The organism is Paraburkholderia suaedae, from assembly GCF_040812055.1.
In the GTDB taxonomy this organism is placed as follows: Bacteria; Pseudomonadota; Gammaproteobacteria; order Burkholderiales; family Burkholderiaceae; genus Paraburkholderia.
Window position 1 is genome coordinate 22,502 of record NZ_JBFOAH010000031.1, and the last position, 20,079, is coordinate 42,580.

20 protein-coding genes and 2 pseudogenes are annotated in these 20,079 nt (G+C 60.1%); 8 read left to right on the plus strand and 14 right to left on the minus strand.

What is annotated here, in order from left to right; genetic code table 11:
• Window positions 1-19 precede the first annotated feature (19 nt).
• From ABQJ48_RS30940 to ABQJ48_RS30960, 5 genes are all read left to right on the plus strand, one after another.
• Complete coding sequence (locus ABQJ48_RS30940) at window positions 20-643, plus strand: cytochrome b/b6 domain-containing protein (RefSeq protein ID WP_367841753.1); 624 nt, start codon at window positions 20-22, stop codon at window positions 641-643.
• 2 nt (window positions 644-645) lie between these two features.
• Window positions 646-1,437 carry a molybdopterin-dependent oxidoreductase gene (locus ABQJ48_RS30945; protein WP_367841754.1) on the plus strand — a complete coding sequence of 264 codons (792 nt, stop codon included), beginning with the start codon at window positions 646-648 and terminating at the stop codon, window positions 1,435-1,437.
• A 44-nt stretch (window positions 1,438-1,481) separates the two neighbouring features.
• On the plus strand, window positions 1,482-2,096 hold the full coding sequence (locus tag ABQJ48_RS30950; protein WP_367841755.1) for a hypothetical protein: 615 nt from the start codon (window positions 1,482-1,484) through the stop codon (window positions 2,094-2,096).
• A 122-nt stretch (window positions 2,097-2,218) separates the two neighbouring features.
• Entirely contained in the window at window positions 2,219-2,680 is a 462-nt protein-coding gene (locus ABQJ48_RS30955) for a CHRD domain-containing protein (RefSeq protein WP_367841756.1), read from the plus strand.
• Window positions 2,681-2,758: 78 nt separating this feature from the next.
• Entirely contained in the window at window positions 2,759-3,169 is a 411-nt protein-coding gene (locus ABQJ48_RS30960) for a hypothetical protein (protein ID WP_367841757.1), read from the plus strand.
• Window positions 3,170-3,301: 132 nt separating this feature from the next.
• Here the strand turns inward: ABQJ48_RS30960 and ABQJ48_RS30965 are convergent.
• The 11 genes and pseudogenes from ABQJ48_RS30965 to ABQJ48_RS31015 form a co-directional block, all read right to left on the minus strand.
• Window positions 3,302-3,502: pseudogene (locus tag ABQJ48_RS30965) on the minus strand (IS6 family transposase); the annotation flags it as partial.
• A 62-nt stretch (window positions 3,503-3,564) separates the two neighbouring features.
• Window positions 3,565-4,404, minus strand: coding sequence for a BtpA family protein (locus ABQJ48_RS30970; RefSeq protein WP_367841758.1), 840 nt, complete (start codon window positions 4,402-4,404; stop codon window positions 3,565-3,567).
• A gap of 6 nt (window positions 4,405-4,410) precedes the next feature.
• Window positions 4,411-5,373: a PfkB family carbohydrate kinase gene (locus tag ABQJ48_RS30975; protein WP_367841759.1), complete on the minus strand. Its 963-nt coding sequence runs from the start codon at window positions 5,371-5,373 to the stop codon at window positions 4,411-4,413.
• Window positions 5,370-5,513: a hypothetical protein gene (locus ABQJ48_RS30980; protein WP_367841760.1), complete on the minus strand. Its 144-nt coding sequence runs from the start codon at window positions 5,511-5,513 to the stop codon at window positions 5,370-5,372. Before ABQJ48_RS30980 ends, ABQJ48_RS30975 begins: the two co-directional genes overlap by 4 nt.
• A gap of 32 nt (window positions 5,514-5,545) precedes the next feature.
• On the minus strand, window positions 5,546-6,322 hold the full coding sequence (locus tag ABQJ48_RS30985; protein ID WP_367841761.1) for a glutamine amidotransferase: 777 nt from the start codon (window positions 6,320-6,322) through the stop codon (window positions 5,546-5,548).
• A gap of 130 nt (window positions 6,323-6,452) precedes the next feature.
• Window positions 6,453-7,535 (minus strand): phosphotriesterase family protein, encoded by a 1,083-nt coding sequence (locus ABQJ48_RS30990; RefSeq protein ID WP_367841762.1) that lies wholly within the window; start codon window positions 7,533-7,535, stop codon window positions 6,453-6,455.
• 3 nt (window positions 7,536-7,538) lie between these two features.
• Window positions 7,539-8,540, minus strand: a complete 1,002-nt coding sequence (locus ABQJ48_RS30995) for an ABC transporter permease (protein WP_367841763.1) — start codon at window positions 8,538-8,540, stop codon at window positions 7,539-7,541.
• Between the two features lie 2 nt (window positions 8,541-8,542).
• Window positions 8,543-9,331 (minus strand): ATP-binding cassette domain-containing protein, encoded by a 789-nt coding sequence (locus tag ABQJ48_RS31000; protein WP_367841764.1) that lies wholly within the window; start codon window positions 9,329-9,331, stop codon window positions 8,543-8,545.
• 50 nt (window positions 9,332-9,381) lie between these two features.
• Window positions 9,382-10,326, minus strand: a complete 945-nt coding sequence (locus ABQJ48_RS31005; protein WP_367841765.1) for a substrate-binding domain-containing protein — start codon at window positions 10,324-10,326, stop codon at window positions 9,382-9,384.
• A gap of 185 nt (window positions 10,327-10,511) precedes the next feature.
• A complete protein-coding gene (locus ABQJ48_RS31010) occupies window positions 10,512-11,573 on the minus strand; it encodes a LacI family DNA-binding transcriptional regulator (RefSeq protein ID WP_367841766.1) in 1,062 nt (353 codons plus the stop codon).
• A 1,099-nt stretch (window positions 11,574-12,672) separates the two neighbouring features.
• The gene (locus tag ABQJ48_RS31015; RefSeq protein ID WP_367841767.1) at window positions 12,673-12,918 is read right to left on the minus strand and encodes a hypothetical protein; all 246 of its coding nucleotides are present in this window, start codon (window positions 12,916-12,918) and stop codon (window positions 12,673-12,675) included.
• 1,017 nt (window positions 12,919-13,935) lie between these two features.
• Here ABQJ48_RS31015 and ABQJ48_RS31020 point away from each other — a divergent pair.
• The gene (locus ABQJ48_RS31020; protein WP_317015044.1) at window positions 13,936-15,183 is read left to right on the plus strand and encodes an MFS transporter; all 1,248 of its coding nucleotides are present in this window, start codon (window positions 13,936-13,938) and stop codon (window positions 15,181-15,183) included.
• A gap of 142 nt (window positions 15,184-15,325) precedes the next feature.
• On the opposite strand, the gene ABQJ48_RS31025 is transcribed toward ABQJ48_RS31020, so the two are convergent.
• Window positions 15,326-15,640 (minus strand): reverse transcriptase domain-containing protein, encoded by a 315-nt coding sequence (locus tag ABQJ48_RS31025; RefSeq protein WP_367841788.1) that lies wholly within the window; start codon window positions 15,638-15,640, stop codon window positions 15,326-15,328.
• Window positions 15,641-15,753: 113 nt separating this feature from the next.
• Between ABQJ48_RS31025 and ABQJ48_RS31030 the strand changes: the two are divergent.
• Window positions 15,754-15,873 (plus strand): annotated as a pseudogene (locus ABQJ48_RS31030) (IS6 family transposase); the annotation flags it as partial.
• 641 nt (window positions 15,874-16,514) lie between these two features.
• On the opposite strand, the gene ABQJ48_RS31035 reads toward ABQJ48_RS31030, so the two are convergent.
• Entirely contained in the window at window positions 16,515-17,288 is a 774-nt protein-coding gene (locus ABQJ48_RS31035) for an SDR family oxidoreductase (protein ID WP_367841768.1), read from the minus strand.
• 28 nt (window positions 17,289-17,316) lie between these two features.
• On the minus strand, window positions 17,317-17,484 hold the full coding sequence (locus ABQJ48_RS31040) for a nuclear transport factor 2 family protein (protein WP_367841769.1): 168 nt from the start codon (window positions 17,482-17,484) through the stop codon (window positions 17,317-17,319).
• Window positions 17,485-18,558: 1,074 nt separating this feature from the next.
• Between ABQJ48_RS31040 and ABQJ48_RS31045 the strand changes: the two genes are divergently transcribed.
• On the plus strand, window positions 18,559-20,037 hold the full coding sequence (locus ABQJ48_RS31045) for a catalase (RefSeq protein ID WP_473094213.1): 1,479 nt from the start codon (window positions 18,559-18,561) through the stop codon (window positions 20,035-20,037).
• The last annotated feature ends 42 nt before the right edge of the window (window positions 20,038-20,079 follow it).

Sequence of the window (20,079 nt, forward strand, 5' to 3'; positions counted from 1 at the left end):
GCCGGCCACGAGTCCGAGCATGTGCTACGTCATCAATCATGAGATCGCTTTGATTCACACAACGATTCAACCCGCCTGGGTCCGCATCACACACTGGATTAACGCGCTCGCTGTCGTACTGATGGTCATGAGCGGCTGGCAGATCTATGACGCCTCGCCGATCTTTCCAGCTTTAGGGTTTCCTTCCGCCATGACCTTGGGCGGCTGGCTCGGTGGGGCCTTGCAATGGCACTTCGCAGTCATGTGGATGCTGGTCGCGAATTTCATTGCATACGTCGGGCTGAATCTGGCGTCCGGACGTCTGCGCCGGAAACTGCTGCCGATCAGCCTTGAGTCGCTTACAACGGATCTCTTCGCCGCGCTGCGTGGCAAGCTCGTGCATGAGGACCACGCACGCTATAACGCGGTACAGAAATTGGCCTATCTCGTCGTCATCGTCGATATTGCGCTCATCATCCTGTCGGGACTGGCGGTATGGAAGTCGGTGCAGTTCCCACTGTTGCGCACGCTCATGGGCGGGTACGACAATGCGCGCGTCGTACATTTCATTGCAATGAGCGTGCTGGTTGCGTTCTTTGTCGTGCATGTCGTCATGGTCGCACTCGTGCCGCGCTCGTTGGTTTTGATGATTCGCGGACGGTGACCATGACTTTGCGAAAAAAGGCCCAGAATCGCAATACGTTTGTTTCGTCTCACGCCGAATCCATCATAAATGATGCGCGTAACGAGCTGAAAAATCCGGCACGCCGACTGCTCGGAAAGCGGCTTCTCACGCTCGGCGGCATTGCGTTGCTGTCAGGTTGCGATTTGTCCAGTGACAAGTCGGTGAACACCATGCTGCGCAGAATCTCGTTCTTCAACGATGACGTGCAGGCCCTGTTGTTCAACCCGAACCAGATGGCACCGACCTATCCGGAGTCGATGATCACACGGCCGTTTCCGTTCAACGCGTTCTACGACATCGATGATGTGCCCGAAGTCGACGCCACTACATACCGGCTGCAGGTAGGTGGCGTTGCCAACGGCAAGCGTCTCTGGACGCTCGACGAGCTGCGCGCGTTGCCGCAGGAAAACCAGATCACGCGTCATATCTGCATTGAAGGATGGAGCGCGATCGGCCGGTGGGGTGGCGTGCGCTTCTCCGATTTCCTGAAGCGTGCGGGCGCGGACATCACGGCGAAGTACGTGTCATTGCACTGTGCGGACAACTACTGGACGAGCATCGACATGGCAACTGCATTGCATGCGCAGACCCTGCTCACACTCACATACGACGGCGAGGTGCTGCCGCCGAAGTACGGCTTCCCGATGAAGCTGCGTATGCCGACCAAGCTCGGCTACAAGAACCCGAAGCATATCGTCGCAATCAGTGCGACGAACGAATTTCCCGGTGGTTACTGGGAAAACCAGGGCTACAACTGGTTCGGCGGTTCCTGATGTTCACTACCACTCGCAGCTCAACAGTCCTTTACGGAGCATCCATGTCTATTCGCTTGAAAGTTGGCGTCACCCTCGCCACGCTGGCTTTTACCAGCGTCGTGCTCGCTCAGACGCCCGCCGCCAAACCGTCGCGCATCCGCGGCGAGATCGTCTCGCTCGACGGCGACGTGCTGAAGGTGCACCGCCGTAGCGGCGACACTGTGTCGATCGAGCTCAAACCGGCGGTTGCGGTGTCGGCCGTCAAAGCCATGCAGCTTTCGGACATCAAGCCGGGCTCCTTCGTCGGCACAGCCGCAACGACGGGCACTGACGGAAAGTTGACGGCCACCGAAGTGCTTGTCTTCCCCGAATCCGCGCGCGGCATGGGTGAAGGTCACTACGCATGGGATCTCGGTCCGAACAGCACGATGACGAATGCGAACGTCGACGCCGTTGTTCAGGGTACCAGCGGCCGGGATCTGAAGCTGTCGTACAAAGGCGGGAGCAATGAGGTGACCGTACCGCCTAACGTACCCATCGTGACTTTCGCGCCGGCCGCACGCACCGACCTGACCGCGGGCAAGAAGGTGTTTGTGGTCGCGACGGCCGCCTCGCAGGGCGCATTCGTCGCGCAACGCGTGGTGGTCGAAAAGGATGGAATCGCTCCGCCGATGTAGTCGATTAGCGGTCGGATGGATGACCTACCCGCTGCGGTAGCACGTGGTTCAAGCTCCGCAGCCCGTCGATTTATGATATTCGCATCATCGCGCGTTCGTTGTTCCCTAGAGGAGAAAACTAAATGTCACGGTCCATTTCGCAGCGCGCTTTCATGGTGTTCGGTGGCTTGGCCTTAGCGGGTACGCTGAGCTGGGCGCAAGCGGCGCCGGTCTCGTTTCAGGTGCCGTTGACGGGCACCCAACAGGTTCCGCCGGTGCAGACTCCGGGCAGCGGCAGCGCCGACCTCACGTACGACGCGGGCACGCGGGTCGTAACGTGGAACATCAGCTTCAGCGGATTGTCGAGTCCGGCCACGATGGCGCATTTCCACGGGCCCGCCCCGGCCGGCAAAAACGCCGGCGTGAAGGTCTGGCTCTCCCAGAAGGGCAACATGGAGGCGACAAGCCCGATCACCGGTCAGGCCACGCTATCCCCGGATGATGCCAAGAGCTTTGAAGCCGGTGACATGTACATCAACGTTCACACCAAAAACAATCCGAACGGCGAGATCCGCGGCCAGGTGGTGTCCCCGAAGAGCAACTGACGCGAACGACGGGGATGTTTTATCAGGCTTTGTTGGGACCGCCATGAGGTCCCGTGCTACGGATGCGACCAGGGATTCTTGACGCAATATCGTCTTGCTGAAGGCCTTCCACGGGTTGCTGGGTTTAGCGAGGATGACTCAACATGGGCGGGCCGCGTGGTTGACCGGCTGGTGAATCGCGCCGAAGTCGTCGCGATCGAAGGCGAGTCCTACCGGGTGAAGGAAGCACGTGAACGTGCCGAACAGCGCGCAAAGAAACGCAGCACGGCACGCATGGAGAAGAAGAAATCATTAAGCGAGCTTGAGTACCTCCTCATGGCTCAATCTGGAGACTGGCAACGTTTTCGCTTCAGACAGCGGCCTGTTCGCGCCGTCGTCTGCAGCATCTCGCCCAGCGAGGCGGCAACCGCCTCGCGCGCCGCGTCACTAGCGAACAGTTCCCTGCCGCTTTGGGCGAGAGACGTCCGCAGTCCGTCAGACACGCCTTGAAGAAGGTACTGCGCGACCCGATCAAGCAAACGCCGGATCACCTGAGTACTGCCCCTTCACAAGTGCGAGCAAATCCGTCTTCGTCACGCTCTTGTTTCGCTTCGTTGCCAGTTCCATTTCAGCTCCTTACTGCTTCAGCGACCAGCGTCGCACCGTCTCATACGTCAGTTCAATGCCACGGGTAGCCAGCAACTCCTCGACCATGCCCAGGCTCAAGGGAGAACGCTAGTACAGCCACACCGCATAACTGATCACATCGGGTGGAAACCGGTAGCCGGCATAGCAGATAACGTCGTTGGCAGGTGCGTTGTGTTGGAGAGCAGTTCGTTTCATACCCGCAATTGTCGCTGCATTTCCGGCTACATGCCCACAACGTGACAGTCCCCTTGCGAGCACTACCGCGCCGCCTGCATGAACGCCCGCACTTTGTCCTCGTCGACCGGGTTCCACCACACGCCGCCCACCTTCAACGAACTGGCGACGATCACGGCGTCGACAATCGACAGAATCTCCGCCACGTTGCTCTCCGTGCAGCCACTGCCCACCAGCAGCGGCAAGGTCGTCGCCGCACGAATCTGCCGCAGATAGTCGGGGCTGGCGGCGTCTCCCGTACGTTGACCGGTGGCGATGATCGCGTCGGCGTCGAAGAATTCCACGTCGCGCACCAGTTCTTCCAGCGCGCGATCCGCCACGATGGCATGCGCGCCGTGCTTGACGTGCGCATCTGCGAACACGCTGATGCCGTCCGCGCGCAGCCGCGCCCGATAGCGCAGCGCGTTGGCCGCCGCGCCTTCGATCAGCCCTTCGTTGGCGACATACGCATTGGCCCATTGATTGACGCGCACAAAGGCCGCCTGGCTCGCCGCCGCGATGGCGAGCGCAGGAATCGCCGCATTCGCCAGCACGTTGATGCCGATCGGCAGGCCGGTTTCGCGCGCGATGCGATCCGCCGTCACCGCCATGAACGCCGAGGTCTCGTGACCAATATCGTCGGGCTTCGAGAACGGCACGTCACCGTGATTTTCGATGATCAGGCCGTCGACGCCGCCGCTCGCGTACGCGAGCGCATCGGCACGCGCGGTGGCGTAAAGCGCGTCGCTCGCGGCACCCTGATAGCGGGGCGAGCCGGGAAAAGCCGGACAGTGAATCACGCCGATCACCACGCCGCGCGCGCGGCCAAAAATCCGCTCGACGCAGTCGCGACGCCCGCGGCCAACACCAGAAGAAGTTTCCATATCGGTTCAACGTGCCTGAGAGTAGGTGACTGACGAAAGAACAGACTGCGGGACTGCCGCGTGCAGCAACGCGTGCATCGCGGCGCGCTGGGGAAAGCTCGCTTGCGCGCCGGGTCGGGCGACCGCGTAAGCGGCCACCGCCTGCGCCCAGCGTAACGCGTTTGGCATCGGCAGGTTGAGCGCCAGCCCGGCGAGCAGCGTGCCGCAAAAGGCGTCGCCGGCGCCGACTGTATCGACGGCTTCAGCAGGTACTGCTGCGAGATGCCGCGTGCCGTGGTTATCGCACCAAATTACGCCGTCCGCGCCGAGCGTGACGCAGACGTCGTGCGCGCCGGCGCGATGCAGCGCAGCAGCGGCGAGCGCTGGGTCGTCCAGCGCGGTTAACGTGGCGGCTTCGACGCGATTGACCACGAGCACATCCAGGTCGGCCAGCAAGGGCATGCAATCGAAACGGACCGGCCCAGGATTGAGGAGCGTGCGGCACGCACCGAGCCGCGCGGTGCGCAGGACCTCGGCGGTGACATCGGCGCTCAGGTTGCCTTGTAGCGCGATCCAGTCGCCGTCGCGCGTGGCTTCGTGCAACGCACAGCGGTCCGGGCGATAGTTGGCCGCCGCCAGGTTGCGCGTGACAATAGTGTTTTCGCCGGCGGCATCCACCGTGACGATGGACAGATCGGTCGGGCACGGCATGCGCAGCAGATGGCGCGTGTCGATGCCTTCGGCGTTCAGTTGCGCGATCAGCCGGTCGCCGTCCGCGTCTTCGCCGACGGCGGCAAACAGCAGCGTCGATGCCCCCGCGCGCGCCGCGGCCACGGCCTGGTTCGCACCCTTGCCGCCGAAGCCGGACGTGCTGTCCAAAGCAAGCGTGGTTTCGCCGGGCGACGGCAAACGCGCGACGTTCAGGCTCAGATCGATCGCCGCATTGCCGACCACGCAGATGCGCGGCGTAGGACTGACGGCTGTGCTCATCGCCCCGCCCAGTCGGTCAGGGCGACGCGATACAGATCGACCGCTTCCAACAGCCGATCCCACTGCTCGTCGCCAGGCGGGTTGACCGCGTCGGCGGCGACCAGCTTGCGAGTCAGTTCGATAAGGTCGAGTGCGTGCATGGTGGCCGTTGCGCCTCTTGCGTCTCAGGAGATTACTTCGCGGCCGACGTTAGCCAGTCCAGACAGTTCAGCCATAGCGTCGCATTGCCGTCCCAGTCCGAGAATTCCGGTGGCAGCCAGTGATGCGACATGTCGCTCGTCCAGGCCATCGTGCGGCCCTCGCCGTATTCTCCGGCAACGAGCAACGGATGCCCGGTGTCCGGCACCGTCGCAATCACGGTCGCGCCCGGCTTCACTTGCACCTCGTTGTACCCCAGCAGATGCGGCCACGTGGTACCGAGTCCGGCGACGATCGGATGCTGCGCGACGATCTGAGGCGTGAATCCTTCCGGCACTTCGCAGCGGTCGTCGTAGGGCAGGCAAGTGACTGGCAACACCTCTTCAACCGGCGTGCCGCGAAACCGCGCGCTGCCGGCGATGCCCTGAAAACTCAAATAGCCACCCACCATCATCAAGCCCCGTCCCGCTTTCACATATTCGCGCAGTAGCTTCAGGCGGTTCGGCGTGCGCTGGCTTTTGGCCCACGTATCGGGGTGCAGCAGCAACGTATTGGCGCCGATGTCGGACAGGATGATCGCGTCGTACGCAAGCAGTCCTTCGAGCGTGACCGGAAACTCTTCCTGCGCTTCGTGACTCGGCATATGCGTGATTGCATAGCGGCTGTCTTTCAGCGCATCGAGAAAGAGCTTTGCGCCATTGTGATACGTCACCGTCGGAAACTGGTCGAAGCCTTTGATGTGCGTCGACGTGCTGGTCCAGCTTTCCCCCGCAAGCAATATCGACTTGGCCGATGGGGCGGATTGGGTCATGCGAAATCTCCTGTGAGGCGCGAGGATTGTCGTGTCGGCGGCAGTCCTCGCGGCGTTAAACCGGTTTACCGAATTTGGTTATGAGTCGAATGAGCGCTGCCGAGTTGTGCGACAAACATGTAGCTCGCGCTTAGCGTTGCCGCGCAAAGACCTTTGCCGGATTGGCGATCATCATGGTTTCGATCTGGGCATCGGTCACACCATGGCGTCGCAATCTCGGCACGAAGTACTTGAGGATGTAGCCATAGCCGTAACCGCCGTAACGCGTCAGCATGGTCTTGAGAAACACGTCTTGTGACATCAGCACACGGTCGATAAAGCCGGCGTCGATCAGCGCCTTGATCGCACGCGCATTCTCTTCATCCGATGGCGATTGCGCTGCCTCGTCGGCATAGAAGTAGTCCATGCCGATCATGTCATACTCGAGCCACGCTCCGCGCCGCGCGAGCGTGTGCTGATATTCCGTATCCATGTGACTTGGATTCATGTGGCAGAGGATGGTGTGACGCAGGTCCGCACCTTCCGCTTCAACGATGTCCAGCACGCGGTGCCCATGCCGCACCCAGCCGGGCAGATGTACCGACAACGGCACGCGCGTCGCCGCGCTGGCACGCGCCGCGGCCCGCAGCGATTTCTCTTCGTTGGCCGTGAAGGCCGCGGACACGCCAATCTCGCCGATCAAACCCGCTATTACATCAGGCTTTTGATCCGCGCCGCCCACTTCGATAATCAGTTGTTCGGCTAGATCGTCGATGGATCGTTCGCTGACGTAGCGCGGATGCGTGGGCTCCAGATAGAATCCGGTCGACATCACGATGTTCAGGCCGGTACGCCGGGCGATGACCTGCAGCGCTGCAGGATCGCGGCCAATGCCGAGGTTGGTTGGGTCCACCACCGTCTCGCCGCCCAGCTCGCGAAAACGCATCAGCTCGTCAATCGCGGTTTCGACATCGAACAGCTGGCAGTTGTCGCGGTTCATCAACGGATTCATCCGCAGCGCGCCGAGAATGCCGATATGCACTTTCTGTTCGCCGATATGACGGTCGCCGCAACATGAGGGCGGCACCCACTTGCCCGAGGCATCGAGCAGGATGTGCTCGTGCATCAGCGTGACGCCCATCTTCTCGACGGGCAGGGGACCGAGCACGGTCATCACATGGCCGGTATCCACGCCAATTGGCAGCGGCGAAACATGACGGAAGATCGACGTCATCGTTCAAGCCTTTTTACCGCGCCGCTGTGAAAAGATCCGCGTGTTCATCCAGATGGCGAGCAGCATGATCGCGCCTTGAATGATCTGCGTATAGAACGGCGATACGTGGATGAGGATCAGCCCGTTGCCGAGCACGGCAATCGTCAGCGCGCCGAGCAGCGTACCGAGAATCGTGCCGCGTCCGCCGAACAGATTCGTGCTGCCGAGCACGACGGCTGCGATCACCGCGAGCTCGAAACCGACGCCCTGATTCGACGAACCGCTACCGAGCCGCGCCGTTGTAATGAGACCCGCGAGCCCCGCGGCCGCACCGCTCAGAATGTAGACCTTCAACGTCACGATCCGCACGTTTACACCCGCGCGGCGCACACCTTCCGCGTTCGTGCCGATACCGACCACATAACGCCCGAACCGCATATGACGCAGCGCAAACCAGCCGGCGAACAGGATCACGGCGGAGATGATGGCGGGCATCGGCACGCCGAGAATATGACCACGTCCGAGTTGCACGAACCAGCCGTCGTTTTCGATCGGCACCGAATAGCCTTGTGTAATCAGCAACGCAAGACCGCGCACGACCGACAAGGTGCCGAGCGTCACGATAAACGCGGGCATGCCGGCCCACGCGATGAAGTAGCCGTTGATCGCACCAATCAGCGCGCCGAGCAGGAGGCCGCCTATCAAGACGACGCTGTCCGACATCCCCGCGTGCAGCGCAACGGCGGCGAGTGCGCCAACCAGCGCAAGCGTCGAGCCGATCGAAAGATCGATGCCAGCCGTGGTGATCACGAGCGTCATCGCGGTCGCGACGATCAGCAACGGTGCGCTCTGGCGCAGCACGTTCAGCAGGTTGCCGGCGGTGAGGAAGGTATCGGTGGCGAAGCTGAAAGCGACGGCGCAGCAGACGAAGAACACCGCAATGCTGGCCACGCCCGCATTGCCGCCCAACAGATGTTGCAACGAGCGGCGCGGCGCTCTCTGGTCCTTGTGCATGGCGATTTCCACGATTAGTCCTCCGAGAGCGCGCGCGCCGAGCGCGCCTTGAATTTACGTCCGACGATCAGATCGACGACTTCTTCCAGATTCGTTTCGCCAATTTTGCGATCCGTCACGTTCTGTCCTTCATACATCACGCTGATCCGGTCGCAGACGAGGAACAGGTCCTGCAAGCGATGGCTGATCAGAATGACGCTGACGCCACGCTGGCTGATGGTCTGAACCAGTTCGAGCACCGCTTCGACTTCAGCCACGGCGAGCGCTGCGGTCGGTTCGTCCATGATCAGCACCTTAGGGTCGAACGACACAGCGCGTGAAATCGCAATCGCCTGACGCTGGCCGCCCGACAGATTCTCGACATCGAGATGCGTGTTCGGAATGCGGATGCCGAGACCATCCAGCATTTCGCGGGCGTCGTGATGCATCTTCGCGTGGTCGAGCATGGGAATGCCGAGCACGCGGCGCAGCGGCTCGCGGCCGAAGAACAGGTTGCCGGCCACATCCACCGTATCGCACAGCGACAGGTCCTGATAGACCATTTCGATGTGATGCGCGCGGGCGTCGCCGGGGTCCGTGAAATGCACGGGCTTGCCGTCGATTTCGATGCGACCTCCGTCGGGAATCACCGCACCCGCCAGCACCTTCGATAACGTGGATTTGCCCGCGCCGTTATCGCCGACGAGGCCCAGCACTTCGCCAGGCGCCACTTCGAGATTCACGCCGCGCAACGATTGCACCGCGCCGTAACTCTTGATGATGTTCTCCATGCGTACGCGTGGAGTGATGGCAACGCTATTCATCTGCATGTCCTCGTCCGGCGCACCTGGTGCTCGATTGAATTCCCTTGGACTTACTTGAAGATAGCCCGGTATTTGTCCACGTTCGCTTTCGTCACGATGGTGACCGGCACCGAGATATTCTTTTCGACTGGCTGTTTGGCGATCAGTTTGAGCGCGGCGCCAACTGCCGCCTTGCCTTCGCCTTCGGGGTCCTGCTGCACGACGGCGGTGACGAAGCCCGCGTCGATGCCCTTGATGGCCTGCGCGCTCAGGTCCCAGCCGACGATCTTCAGATGATCCGTCGTGCCCTGCGACAAAGCCGCTGCGACCAAACCGATCAGCGCGGGCTCGCCGGTCGCATAGACAATCTGCAGATTCGGATTGCCCGAGATCAGGTTTTCAGCGGCAGTTTGGGCCTGATCCTGCACGTTTTGGCCATCGACGGTGGACACGATTTTTGCACCGGGTGCCGCTGCGACACCTTCCTTGAAACCGTCCAGCCGTACGTTCTGGATGAACGAATTCAGGGCGCCCACCACGCCGATCTGCGCCTTGCCGCCCAGATTCTTGTTGATGTAGTTCGCCGTGTACTTGCCGATATCCACGCCGACTTTCTTGTTGTCCACGCCCACCTGCACGGCGTTGTCGCCGTTCACAATGGCGTCGATGGTGACCACCGGAATACCGGCTTTCTTCGCTTCGCTGATGGCGGGCTTGATGCCGTTCACGTCGATCGCGACCACTAGAATCGCATCCACCTTCTGCTGGATATACGTCTCGATGGCGTTGTTCTGCGCGTTCGGGTCGTTGTTCGAGTTGTAGATCTCAAGGTTGACGCCGGCTGCTTTCGCGGCGGCCTGCGCGCCCTGGTCCATCTGTGTGAAGAAGAGTGCCTCCTGGTTGATCTGCACCAGTGCGATCTTCTTGTCCGCGGCGAACGCGCTGCCGCTGGAGCCGATGAGTGACAGCGCGAAGAGGGTGACGGCGAGCCGGCGCAAATGATGTGGTGCGTTCATCGAAATCCCTTTTCTGAGTAAGCGGAGCGGCGCGTGGAATGGCGCCGTCCCGTGAGTGGAAAAGACTTTCAAAGGACGCAACCAACATTGCGCCCGCCTTCTTGTAAACCGGTTTATTGAAGTTATGTGGAGAGTATTGGGATGTCAACCATTTCAATAAAGATCAGGGTAAATACGAAAGGAGACTAAGTATTGCGCGGCGGCGCGACCGACGCGCGTTCAATCAGCCGCACCGGCAGGCGATGTACCGGTGCACCGAGCGCCGCACCGGACGCCAGGGCGGCTGCGGCGCCCGCGGCCTCGCCCTGGTCGGCGGCGAGCATGGCCAGCAGAATAGCGACGCCCGCGCGGCCGAGTTCGCGCGCGGACTGCCGCAGCGTGGTGATGGGCGGCATCAGCAGGCTGGCGAATTCCATGTCGTCGAAGCCGACGATCGACATGTCGCGCGGCACTTCAAACCCGCGGTCGCGTAGCGTCTCCAGCATGCCAACCGCAAGAAAGTCGCTGCCAGCGAAAACGGCGGTTGGGGCGGTCTTGCGTGCAATCAGTTCGGCAGCGGCCACCTGGCCGAAGCGGCGGTCGTAGGCGCCGAACAGCACGAGTGACGCGTCGAACGGCAGGCCTGCCTCGTGGAGCGCACGCCGGTAGCCCGCCAGACGCTCACGCACGGTGAAGAGCGTTTCCGGTCCGCTGACGTGCGCAATGCGGGTGTGGCCGGCGTCGATCAGATGTTTGGTGGCCAGATAGCCGCCTTCGGCGTTGTCGACGAACACCTTGGGTACATCGACGCCCGGTACGTCCTCGTCGATCAGCACGATGTTCCTGCGCTCGCCGATCAGCTTTTGCAGCGAGCCGTCGTCGGGGCGATTGGTGGCGAAGATCAGGCCGTCCAGATGCTGGGTGTCGAGCCAGCTCAGATAGAGCGCTTCGCGTTCGAGCTGGTTGCGCGTGATGCACAGCGACAGTCCGAAGCCGCCTTCGGAGGCGGCTTCTTCGACCGCGTCGGCAAGTTCCGCGAAGAACGGGTTGGCAATGTCCGGCATCGCGAGGCCGATGGTCTCGCTGCTGCCGATGCTCAGACGCCGCGCAAGACTATTCTGCCGATAGTTGAGGGCGATCACGGCGTCGTCGACGCGCTTCCTGGTTTCCGCCGGCAGCGTCAACGTACCGTTGAGGTAACGCGAGACGGTCGCCTTGGACACGTTGGCCAATTCGGCGACATCGCGGATCGTGGAGACTTTTGCCAAGTGAGGTTCCCGGAATTTTCGCGGCTAGTGTAACGTGCGGCGAAAAAAATTGGCCCGATCGCATCGTCAGGAATCTGACGAGAAAGTCCGGCCTGCGGTCGTCGAGTTCAAGGATTGTTACAATCGCCACTGGCGTCTCGAAAGACCGGGCTTCAGTTACCCCATGAAGCCCGTCAGGCAGCCACCCTGGAAGAGGCCGCCTGCGTTGCAAAACCGTGTCCAGACAATCCGAGCCGGTACAGCCGTAGCGAGCCGTGTATCGTGCGTATCTGGAGTGTGCCGCTAGACTGGCTGGAAGATGGACTGGCAGCCGCTGGTACGGCACATCGTCAGCGGCTCGCGTTCGGTCGAACGCTGCCACCACACTGACGGCTGGGTCCGCACCAGCGGAAACCGCATGGTGGGTCAGTACATCCGTTATGAGCGCCGCAACCTGTCAGATGGCCATCCGTGGCCACTTGTCAATAGAGAACCAGAATCATCATGTGCGCCATGTGGCCTTGCGAGAGGATCACTGCTCGACGCGAACCAAGCCCGGAATTCTGGCGCGCCTGCGCTCCATCGCCCTGAACTGCATGCGCGGGCTACATCAGGCCGAAGCATCACCATCGAGCGGCACCGCAACGCGCTGAACTTTGAACATTTGCGACGCTGCCTCTGCGGAGCCACGAGAAATTAACAGCCCTGGCTTGGCGTTGCAGTTGCCGCGCTCTTTTACCACAGTAAGCCGCCCGACGCGCCACTTACTGACCGGGAAGAGAAGGTTCTCGCCCACGATTGGGCGGCGTACCAGGCGAAGTCTGCAGATAAGCCGAAAGCCTGTAAAACGAAAGAGGCCTATCGTGCGTGGCGGCGACTATGCGCCGCGCGCGACCCGGCGGAAAGCGCAAGATCCGGCTGCACAATCAGATGACCGCAAGCCCATAAGCGGCCTGTCACCTTCGACGTCCTTGCCCGCCACATAACGAGTCACTTAGGTGAATCCATGTAGCGCCTGAAAATGGCAAAGCGCGGCGGCGCATCGCCTCCGGCCTGGCGTCCCATCGTCTCCAGATGGGACAGCTCGCCGCTAATGCGACGGGTGCGGCCCTTGGATGCGCTATTGCACGCCGGCTGAGCGGATTGCAGCCAATGGCTCCTGCCAATCGAACCCTTCAAGCAATACCGCAAGCTGCACCTGGGACAGCAGCGGGCTTCCGGCATCCGTTGATTCGATTGCGCTGTTCGGCGCCGGCTCGATTGCATTCACGCCGCTGCGAGGCGATGTGACGGCCTGAACGATGGCAACAACGCCAGTCAGTGCAGTAACGGCCAAGGCGGTACGGGTAGTGATGTAACGCGACATGTTCTATCTCCAATTGAATGTGGGGATAACGACCTTGCTTGCGCGCGCCTCAAGAGGATAAAGAGTAAAAGCTTATCATCAGCTTAATAACTGATTACACGGCGCGCGGTTGCGTTGCGACGCCTCGACAGGGGGCAAACGGCGGCGGCAACGTCGGAGATCAATGGGTCTCTAACAGTTCGATGAGCCCCAGCGCATGGCCCAGCCTTTGCTTTTGGCTCGGCCGAACGCGGTCTCAGGGTCCCGGGGGAGTCGAATTTGACTTACGTTTGCAAGGCAAATCAGTACAGTGGGCTTGGATATAGCCCCGAGCTGTAATTCAGGGGGACGAATGGGTGAGGACCCAAAAGGGTTGTGTCGCAGTAAGGCTCGCGGACGAAAGACGATCGATGTGAGAAGTACTGCTTAAGTTGCGAGTTCATTCAAAGACTGGCGCGCCCGCGTGGGAGCGCGGCCAAGTGTCGCGGCTGCCTCAGCCTAAGTTCGAAACCATCAGGACGCCACGCTTTCGTTGGGGCTTGAGGCCATTCACTGCCGTCATTGATGGTGAGAGCGGCAGTTCTCTCGAACTGCTCGTCGGTTGCCAGGCGAACAAGCTGTGTCGACGGTTGACTTGTTAATGGACCGACGACCACTGCTGGCGAACGCTTTAGCGTTCTGATGACTACTTTTTGAAGCGCTCTCCAATCCAGCACGACAGCGGAAGAGGTGATATGGTGTCGTCCCTTTTAGCGGCGGGCGGTCGATATGTGTGTGAGCCGGGCAGTACAAACGACCTTGAGTACGTCCGCGACCGGCCGGTTGTGAGAGGCGCACGCTTCGCAGGTTATCGTCACAAACATCATTTATCGTCGAGCGTCGTGAAAACTCGGAGAAGGTCGCCTGTTCATCGATGAACAACGGCCCCGAAAACAGGACTTTTTCTTTGATGTGATTTCCCCCCAAACGACTGGACCTACGGCGCCGCGGCGCCCGTCCCAACATTCGATCACCCATACGCAGACAGAAAACAGAATCATGATGATGGAACAGAATCAGCCGGCGAGTAACGATCCGCCGGAAAGCGGCGACTCGTCCCCTTTGCGCGCGTGGCTTGCAGTGGGATCGGTGACGATCGGCGCATTTGCGTTTGTCACAACGGAGTTTTTGCCCGTTGGTCTGCTGCCGCAGATTGCCCGGGATCTCGGCGTCACGCCCGGCACTGCTGGGCTGATGGTGACCATTCCTGGCGTTATCGCCGCTCTTTCTGCGCCGGGGATGATGCTGGGTGCCGGACGCATTGACCGCCGCCGGATCCTGCTGATGCTGTCGGTATTGCTACTGGCGTCCAATCTGATATCGGCCTTCGCATCCAATTTTGCGTTCATGCTGCTGGGTCGCGCGATACTCGGCGCGAGTCTGGGCGGATTCTGGACACTTGCGCTGGCGGCTGCTGGACGGCTGGTACGGTCACACGATGCCGCAAAGGCGACAGCGGCAATCCTCACCGGGGTCACATGCGCAACGGTGATCGGAGTACCGCTCGGCACCTTCATCGCCGGCTTGGCGTCTTGGCGCACGTCGTTCATGGCGACCGGCGTGCTGGTGGCCGTCGCGCTCGCCGCGCAGGCGTTCCTGATTCCTTCGCTGCCGTCGACGGCAGCGTTGCGGATGGCGGATCTGGTCACGCTATGCCGACGCGCTCTTCCGCGTAGAAGTTTGCTGATGGTCGCGCTGATCTTCGGCGCTCACTTCTCGTCCTACACGTACGTTGCGCCGTTCCTGCTGCAAAACGCCAGCTTCAGCATGTCAAGCATTACCTTGCTGCTGCTCGGGTTCGGCTTCGTGGGGTTCGTTTCCAACTTCGCTTTCTCGGCGATCGTTACGCGCAAGCTGAAGGCGTCACTGGTGATGGTCGTGTCACTGCTCATGTTCGCACTATTGGCGATGCCGCTGCTGCGGCATTCCGAGCCTGCGGTGATGGTTGCCATACTCGTGTGGGGCGTTGCGTTCGGCGCCATTCCGCTATGTCTTAGCGTGTGGATGCAACTCGCAACGCCTGATCTGCCCGAGGCGGGGTCCGCGCTGTTCGTTGGCATCATCCAGGTCGCGATCGCTGTCGGCTCCTCGATAGGTGGCACCGTGGTCGACCGGGTCGGCATTTCCGCCGATTTCTGGTTCGGCGGCGTGCTGGCGCTCCTGGGGCTGGCGGCAATCGCCAGTTTCGGCGCGACCGAAAAGATTTTCGCCAGTGCGGAGCTCACGGGGCAGGTGCGACCGGAATAGTGCGCAGATCAACGTACGCACAGACTTGACCACCAGTGACTGCGCCGCAATGGCCTCGCGTGCGCAGATGTTCCGTGCAAGGCCGTTGAGGCTGAGCAGACCCGGATGGCCGCCGAGGGGGATCCCGGAGGGCTCTGTCGCGCTAAGGCGATGAGGTAAACTTCGGCGACCGAAATTGAGACGACCACGATGGCCATGACGGGCAAGACGCCCCGTAAGACCTTAGCCATCGCTCGATATACAGCAGAAGCCAATCCACCTTGATGTGCTTGCGTACCGCCTTGAGCAGGACGTCATGATCGATCTGATCGAACGCCGCCTTGATGTCAAACTCAACAACCCAGTCATACTGCCAGCAACGCTTGCGCGTCACCGCAATCGCCTGTTTTACCGATTTTCCCGGCCTGTATCCATAGGAATCTGGTGATGCGATTTCGATATTGATCTTCCGTGTCAGATGTAAGGCGGTAAATCCTGCGGCTCATCTTTGAAAACGTTTTCTGGGCTTCACGGAAAGATCCCGACGTGATTGATTGGATCCCGCGAGTGCGCGTGGCACGCTTAGAACGCTTCTCGCATCGCCTAAAAGCGGTTTGCCGAAAGCCGGATACCACCTGGCATATGGACGAAGTGTTTGTTACGCTGCGCGGCGAGTCTTATTTGCTGTGCGGAGCAGTCGATCAGCACGGCACTTAACTCGATATCCTGTTGGTCGGAATAGTCGGCTAGATCCCGTTCGTGATGATCCACGCGTTTCCCGCTGCGGTCCGTTTTTTGTGAATCTCGTTCTCGTACAACGTCGCGTAACCACTCTTCGGCGGGCTGACGCGGATCATCGTTTGGCTGCTTCTGAAGAACAGCACAATGGTGCCCGCGATCTATGTCGCAACCTTGTGCAGCGTGGCCTTCATCGTCGTGACCCTTGCGCAGGACCGCCGCACTTTGCCTTGACGGCAAAATCAAGGCGAGCACGACCATTGAATTCCTGCTTGCAGCCAAGCGCGACAAGGCCGCTGCCCGACGCTTCTCGCTAACAGCCGCTCGGCGGTTCTAATCTTTGCTTTCATAAGCAGTACATTACAAATCGCTTCTGCGCGAGCCGCCTTACTGCGACGGAATCAAGCAGTCCGGTCATAGAGTTCATTGCTCGAGCTATCGCAGACTCACACGACTCGCATTTTTCGTCTTATATGCTATCGTGCCTCCGACCACCTCTTTACATTGGGCCGAGGACCTCGCCATGCAAGCCACTAACGAGTCCTCGCGTCCAGCATGTCTAATAGTGGACGATGCCTCACGAACCGACATGTGGCACCGGGATCAGCGGTCGCTCAAGCGACGTCTGAGGTTGACCCGGACAGGGCTTCCGTCATTTGCGCATTAAAGCTATGGACGACGGCTTGTTCGCCGGGGCCGGGGTTCGCTCGCAGCGGCCTGGCACCTTCAACCAAAACCTCATCCGCATCGGTACCGAGGACAGCGATCGTTTCGGCGATGAACGCGTCAAGCGGCATCCCCAGTTCGGCTTCGCGGCTGTTGATGAGGTCCGTGCGCACCCAGGGCGGTGCAATCTCGAGCACGCGAACCTTCGTATCCCGCAACGTCAAGCGCTGCGAGAGGACGTACGAATGGAGTGCCGCCTTGGTCGACGAGTACACCGCGGCCGCGGCCAACGGCACGAAAGCAAGCACCGAGCTGGTATAGGCGACGACAGCGTCATTCTGCGTCTTGAGGTGATCGATTAGAGCTGACGTCATGCGAATCGGCCCCATGAGGTTGGTCGTAATGGTGGACACCATCAGCGCATCGTCAATCCGGCCGCCCACCTGGTCCAGCAGCATGATGCCTGCATTGTTGATCAGAGCGTTGAGTTTGGGATAGTCCGCGATCAACTGCGCCGCCACCCGGTCGATGCTGGCCGGATCGGTGATGTCGAGTTCGATCGCAGCCATCCCGGGGTTCGCCGCAATCACCTCGTCGAGATGGCCGCGCCGGCGGCCGGCGATGATAACCTTGTTGCCGCGCCTGTGCAGCGCCTCGGCAAGCCCGCGGCCGATGCCCGAACCGCCTCCCGTGATGAAGATCGTGTTTCCGGTGAGTTTCATAGTCGTATCCTTGTTGGTGCATCCGTGGTCAGGCAGGAAACAGGTCGCCGAACATCGGCAGGCCACTAACGGATTGGGCCGTGGTCGCTTCGTCCTGAAGGACATCCCAGTGATCGGCGAGGTTGCCGTCTTGGAGGCGGTCGATGTCGGTCGCGATCCACGCGGCGGGTCTGCCGTTTCCACTAGGAAATAGCACGAGGCGCCAAGTTCCAATACGTTTGAGAAAAACTGTATTGCCGATCGGAAGCGAGCCAAAGTCTTTACTGCGGGAAAAGAATTTGAAGTGCGTAAAAAGCGCCCAGTTCCGGTGTTGCCGCAGACTGTGACATCAGTCTTGAACTATCGCGTCCGTCGACCGCTTTCTAAACGATCAAGACACCTGCCGGTTTTTCGTCTCACGCTCGGCAAGTTGACAACACCCGGTCGAGAGCCCGCCTCTTCGCATGAGCCTCGATGGAAGTGACGGGTCAAACAAATTTCTTTGACGACCATCTCGAACGTGACCGAACTGTAATGTTGACGCCATACAGTCATCAGAATCACGCATCTAGACTCCTTGTGGTATATCGCCATAACGAAGAGATTGGTTTGCGTCTCCTGGTCGACACGGCAATAGTGTCTGTGAAGAAACTAGGAACTTTCAGAGTCTGCCGGTCAGACCACGGCTACCGTCAGGCGTGGCCGACGGATATCCAGTGGGATCGCGTTGTAGCTTGTACTGCTGCGGCGGAAGAACCGTCGGCGTAGAACCTCACGCTCAGAGAGCGCCCCCGGGAGGGGCGTACTGCAGGGCTAGCTCGTGTTAGCCAAGTGCCTCGACATCGCCGAGATCGCACAGATGACCTTCTTTAAATAGCACAGACGTTGGCGTGCCTCGTCACCGCACGCATGTGCCAGAGCGAAGCCCCACGCGGTTGTTTTCTACGGCGCGTACGAATGTCCGACCGGCAGCGCTGCTGCGTTAGCCTCTTCTCTGAGGTTGCTGTGGCATGAAGGATCCGTGTCATTCGGTACGGGTGCCGTTGAATCACCGTTTTGGAAGTTAGGATACCGAATGTGCTTATCGCTGACAAATCTGTCATGTACGCATGCCTGGTCCATGACTATCGCGTTCATTAAAAATGGCGATTGGACCGCTCTAGGGCATCGACATAGCATGCAACGCCCGATTAGCGATGTCTTGAGTAGTAACCGATCCCCAGGAGCCCATATGCAACATGCAACTAGAGTCTTGAAAGGAACGCTTCTGTCCGTCGTCTTGAGCGCCACGATGTTGCCGCCTGTCTTTGCAGCCAACCTGACCCGCGACAACGGATCTCCTGTTGGAGACAACCAGAATTCGGAAACAGCGGGGCCCGAAGGTCCCGTGCTACTGCAGGATTCGCATCTGGTTGAAAAGCTGCAGCGTTTCGATCGCGAGCGCATTCCTGAACGTGTCGTTCATGCGCGAGGCACAGGTGCCTTTGGCAACTTCGTTCCAAGTGCCGATCTATCCGACCTGACAAAGGCGCAGGTCTTCTCGCCAGGCAGTAAAACGCCGGTATTCGTGCGGTTTTCAACGGTGATGGGCTACCGCGGATCTCCCGAACAAGCACGCGATCCCCGTGGTTTTGCCATCAAGTTCTACACTCAGCAAGGCAATTGGGACATGGTTGGCATTAATTGGCCGATCTTCTTCATTCGCGACGCGATCAAGTTCCCTGACTTCGTCCACGCTAACAAGCCCAGCGCGGTCACGGGCGTCCAGGACGCCAATCTGGCCTTTGATTTCTTTGCGCATACGCCTGAAGCGACGAATATGCTCGCGCATCTTTATAGCGACGCGGGCATGCCCGATTCTTACAGGCACATGGACGGATTTGGAGTACATGCCTTCAAGTTCGTGAATGCGAAGGGCGAGGTGCACTACGTCAAGTTCCACTGGGTCAGCGATCAGGGCAAGAAGGATTTGCGTCCCGGTGAAATCGCCGCATCCATTGGTGCGGACTGGAACCTGATGACCAACGATCTCTACGGCGCGATCCGTAAAGGCGATTTCCCGAAGTGGGATCTGTATGTCCAGATTCTCAAGCCGTCGGATCTGAACAAGTTCTCTTACGATGCGCTTGACGACACTAAGGAATGGCTTGGTGTGCCTGAGCGGAAGGTCGGCACAATGACGCTGAACCGCGTGCCCGACAACTACTTCGAGTCCACCGAAGAGTCCGCGTTTGCGCCGTCGCGACTGGTTCCTGGCATTGAACCGTCGGAAGACAGGATGCTTCAGGGCCGTCTGTTCGCGTACGCCGATACGCAGATGTACCGGCTGGGTGCGAACTTCAATTCGCTTCCGATCAACCGGCCGCTGGCTGAAGTCCACAACAACAATCAAGATGGAAAAATGAACGCGAGCGGCCGTACCGGCGACGTCAACTATGAGCCGTCGGGGATCAGCGAGCTAAGCCAGAACCCGAAATTCAAGTACGTGCAGACGCCATTGTCCGGAACGACGCAGCAGATCGCGATTCACAACAAGCAGAATTTCCGGCAAGCGGGCCAGTATTTCGAAAGTCTTACCGAGCAAGGCAAGGGCGACCTCGTGACCGCGCTGTCCGGCGACTTGAGCCATGTCACGAACGAAGACAACAAATACACGATGCTGTCCTACTTCAACAAGGCCGATCCCGACCTGGGCGCGCGTCTGATCCGTGCGCTGAACGCGGACGGCTCGAAGGTGAAGACATTGTCGGCGAAGCTGTCTGACGAGTAATTTCAGGCAAGCTTGATTCGCCTTTAGTCGCCACCGCTTACA

Bases quoted from the DNA above. Each gene is read 5' to 3' on its own strand.
- ABQJ48_RS30940 (WP_367841753.1), top strand. From the start codon at position 20: ATGTGCTACGTCATCAATCATGAGATCGCTTTGATTCACACAACGATT.
- ABQJ48_RS30990 (WP_367841762.1), bottom strand. From the start codon at position 7,535: ATGACGTCGATCTTCCGTCATGTTTCGCCGCTGCCAATTGGCGTGGAT.
- ABQJ48_RS30950 (WP_367841755.1), top strand. From the start codon at position 1,482: ATGTCTATTCGCTTGAAAGTTGGCGTCACCCTCGCCACGCTGGCTTTT.
- ABQJ48_RS31000 (WP_367841764.1), bottom strand. From the start codon at position 9,331: ATGAATAGCGTTGCCATCACTCCACGCGTACGCATGGAGAACATCATC.
- ABQJ48_RS30955 (WP_367841756.1), top strand. From the start codon at position 2,219: ATGTCACGGTCCATTTCGCAGCGCGCTTTCATGGTGTTCGGTGGCTTG.
- ABQJ48_RS30985 (WP_367841761.1), bottom strand. From the start codon at position 6,322: ATGACCCAATCCGCCCCATCGGCCAAGTCGATATTGCTTGCGGGGGAA.
- ABQJ48_RS30975 (WP_367841759.1), bottom strand. From the start codon at position 5,373: ATGAGCACAGCCGTCAGTCCTACGCCGCGCATCTGCGTGGTCGGCAAT.
- ABQJ48_RS30945 (WP_367841754.1), top strand. From the start codon at position 646: ATGACTTTGCGAAAAAAGGCCCAGAATCGCAATACGTTTGTTTCGTCT.
- ABQJ48_RS30970 (WP_367841758.1), bottom strand. From the start codon at position 4,404: ATGGAAACTTCTTCTGGTGTTGGCCGCGGGCGTCGCGACTGCGTCGAG.
- ABQJ48_RS31020 (WP_317015044.1), top strand. From the start codon at position 13,936: ATGATGATGGAACAGAATCAGCCGGCGAGTAACGATCCGCCGGAAAGC.
- ABQJ48_RS31015 (WP_367841767.1), bottom strand. From the start codon at position 12,918: ATGTCGCGTTACATCACTACCCGTACCGCCTTGGCCGTTACTGCACTG.
- ABQJ48_RS30980 (WP_367841760.1), bottom strand. From the start codon at position 5,513: ATGCACGCACTCGACCTTATCGAACTGACTCGCAAGCTGGTCGCCGCC.
- ABQJ48_RS31045 (WP_473094213.1), top strand. From the start codon at position 18,559: ATGTTGCCGCCTGTCTTTGCAGCCAACCTGACCCGCGACAACGGATCT.
- ABQJ48_RS31035 (WP_367841768.1), bottom strand. From the start codon at position 17,288: ATGAAACTCACCGGAAACACGATCTTCATCACGGGAGGCGGTTCGGGC.
- ABQJ48_RS31005 (WP_367841765.1), bottom strand. From the start codon at position 10,326: ATGAACGCACCACATCATTTGCGCCGGCTCGCCGTCACCCTCTTCGCG.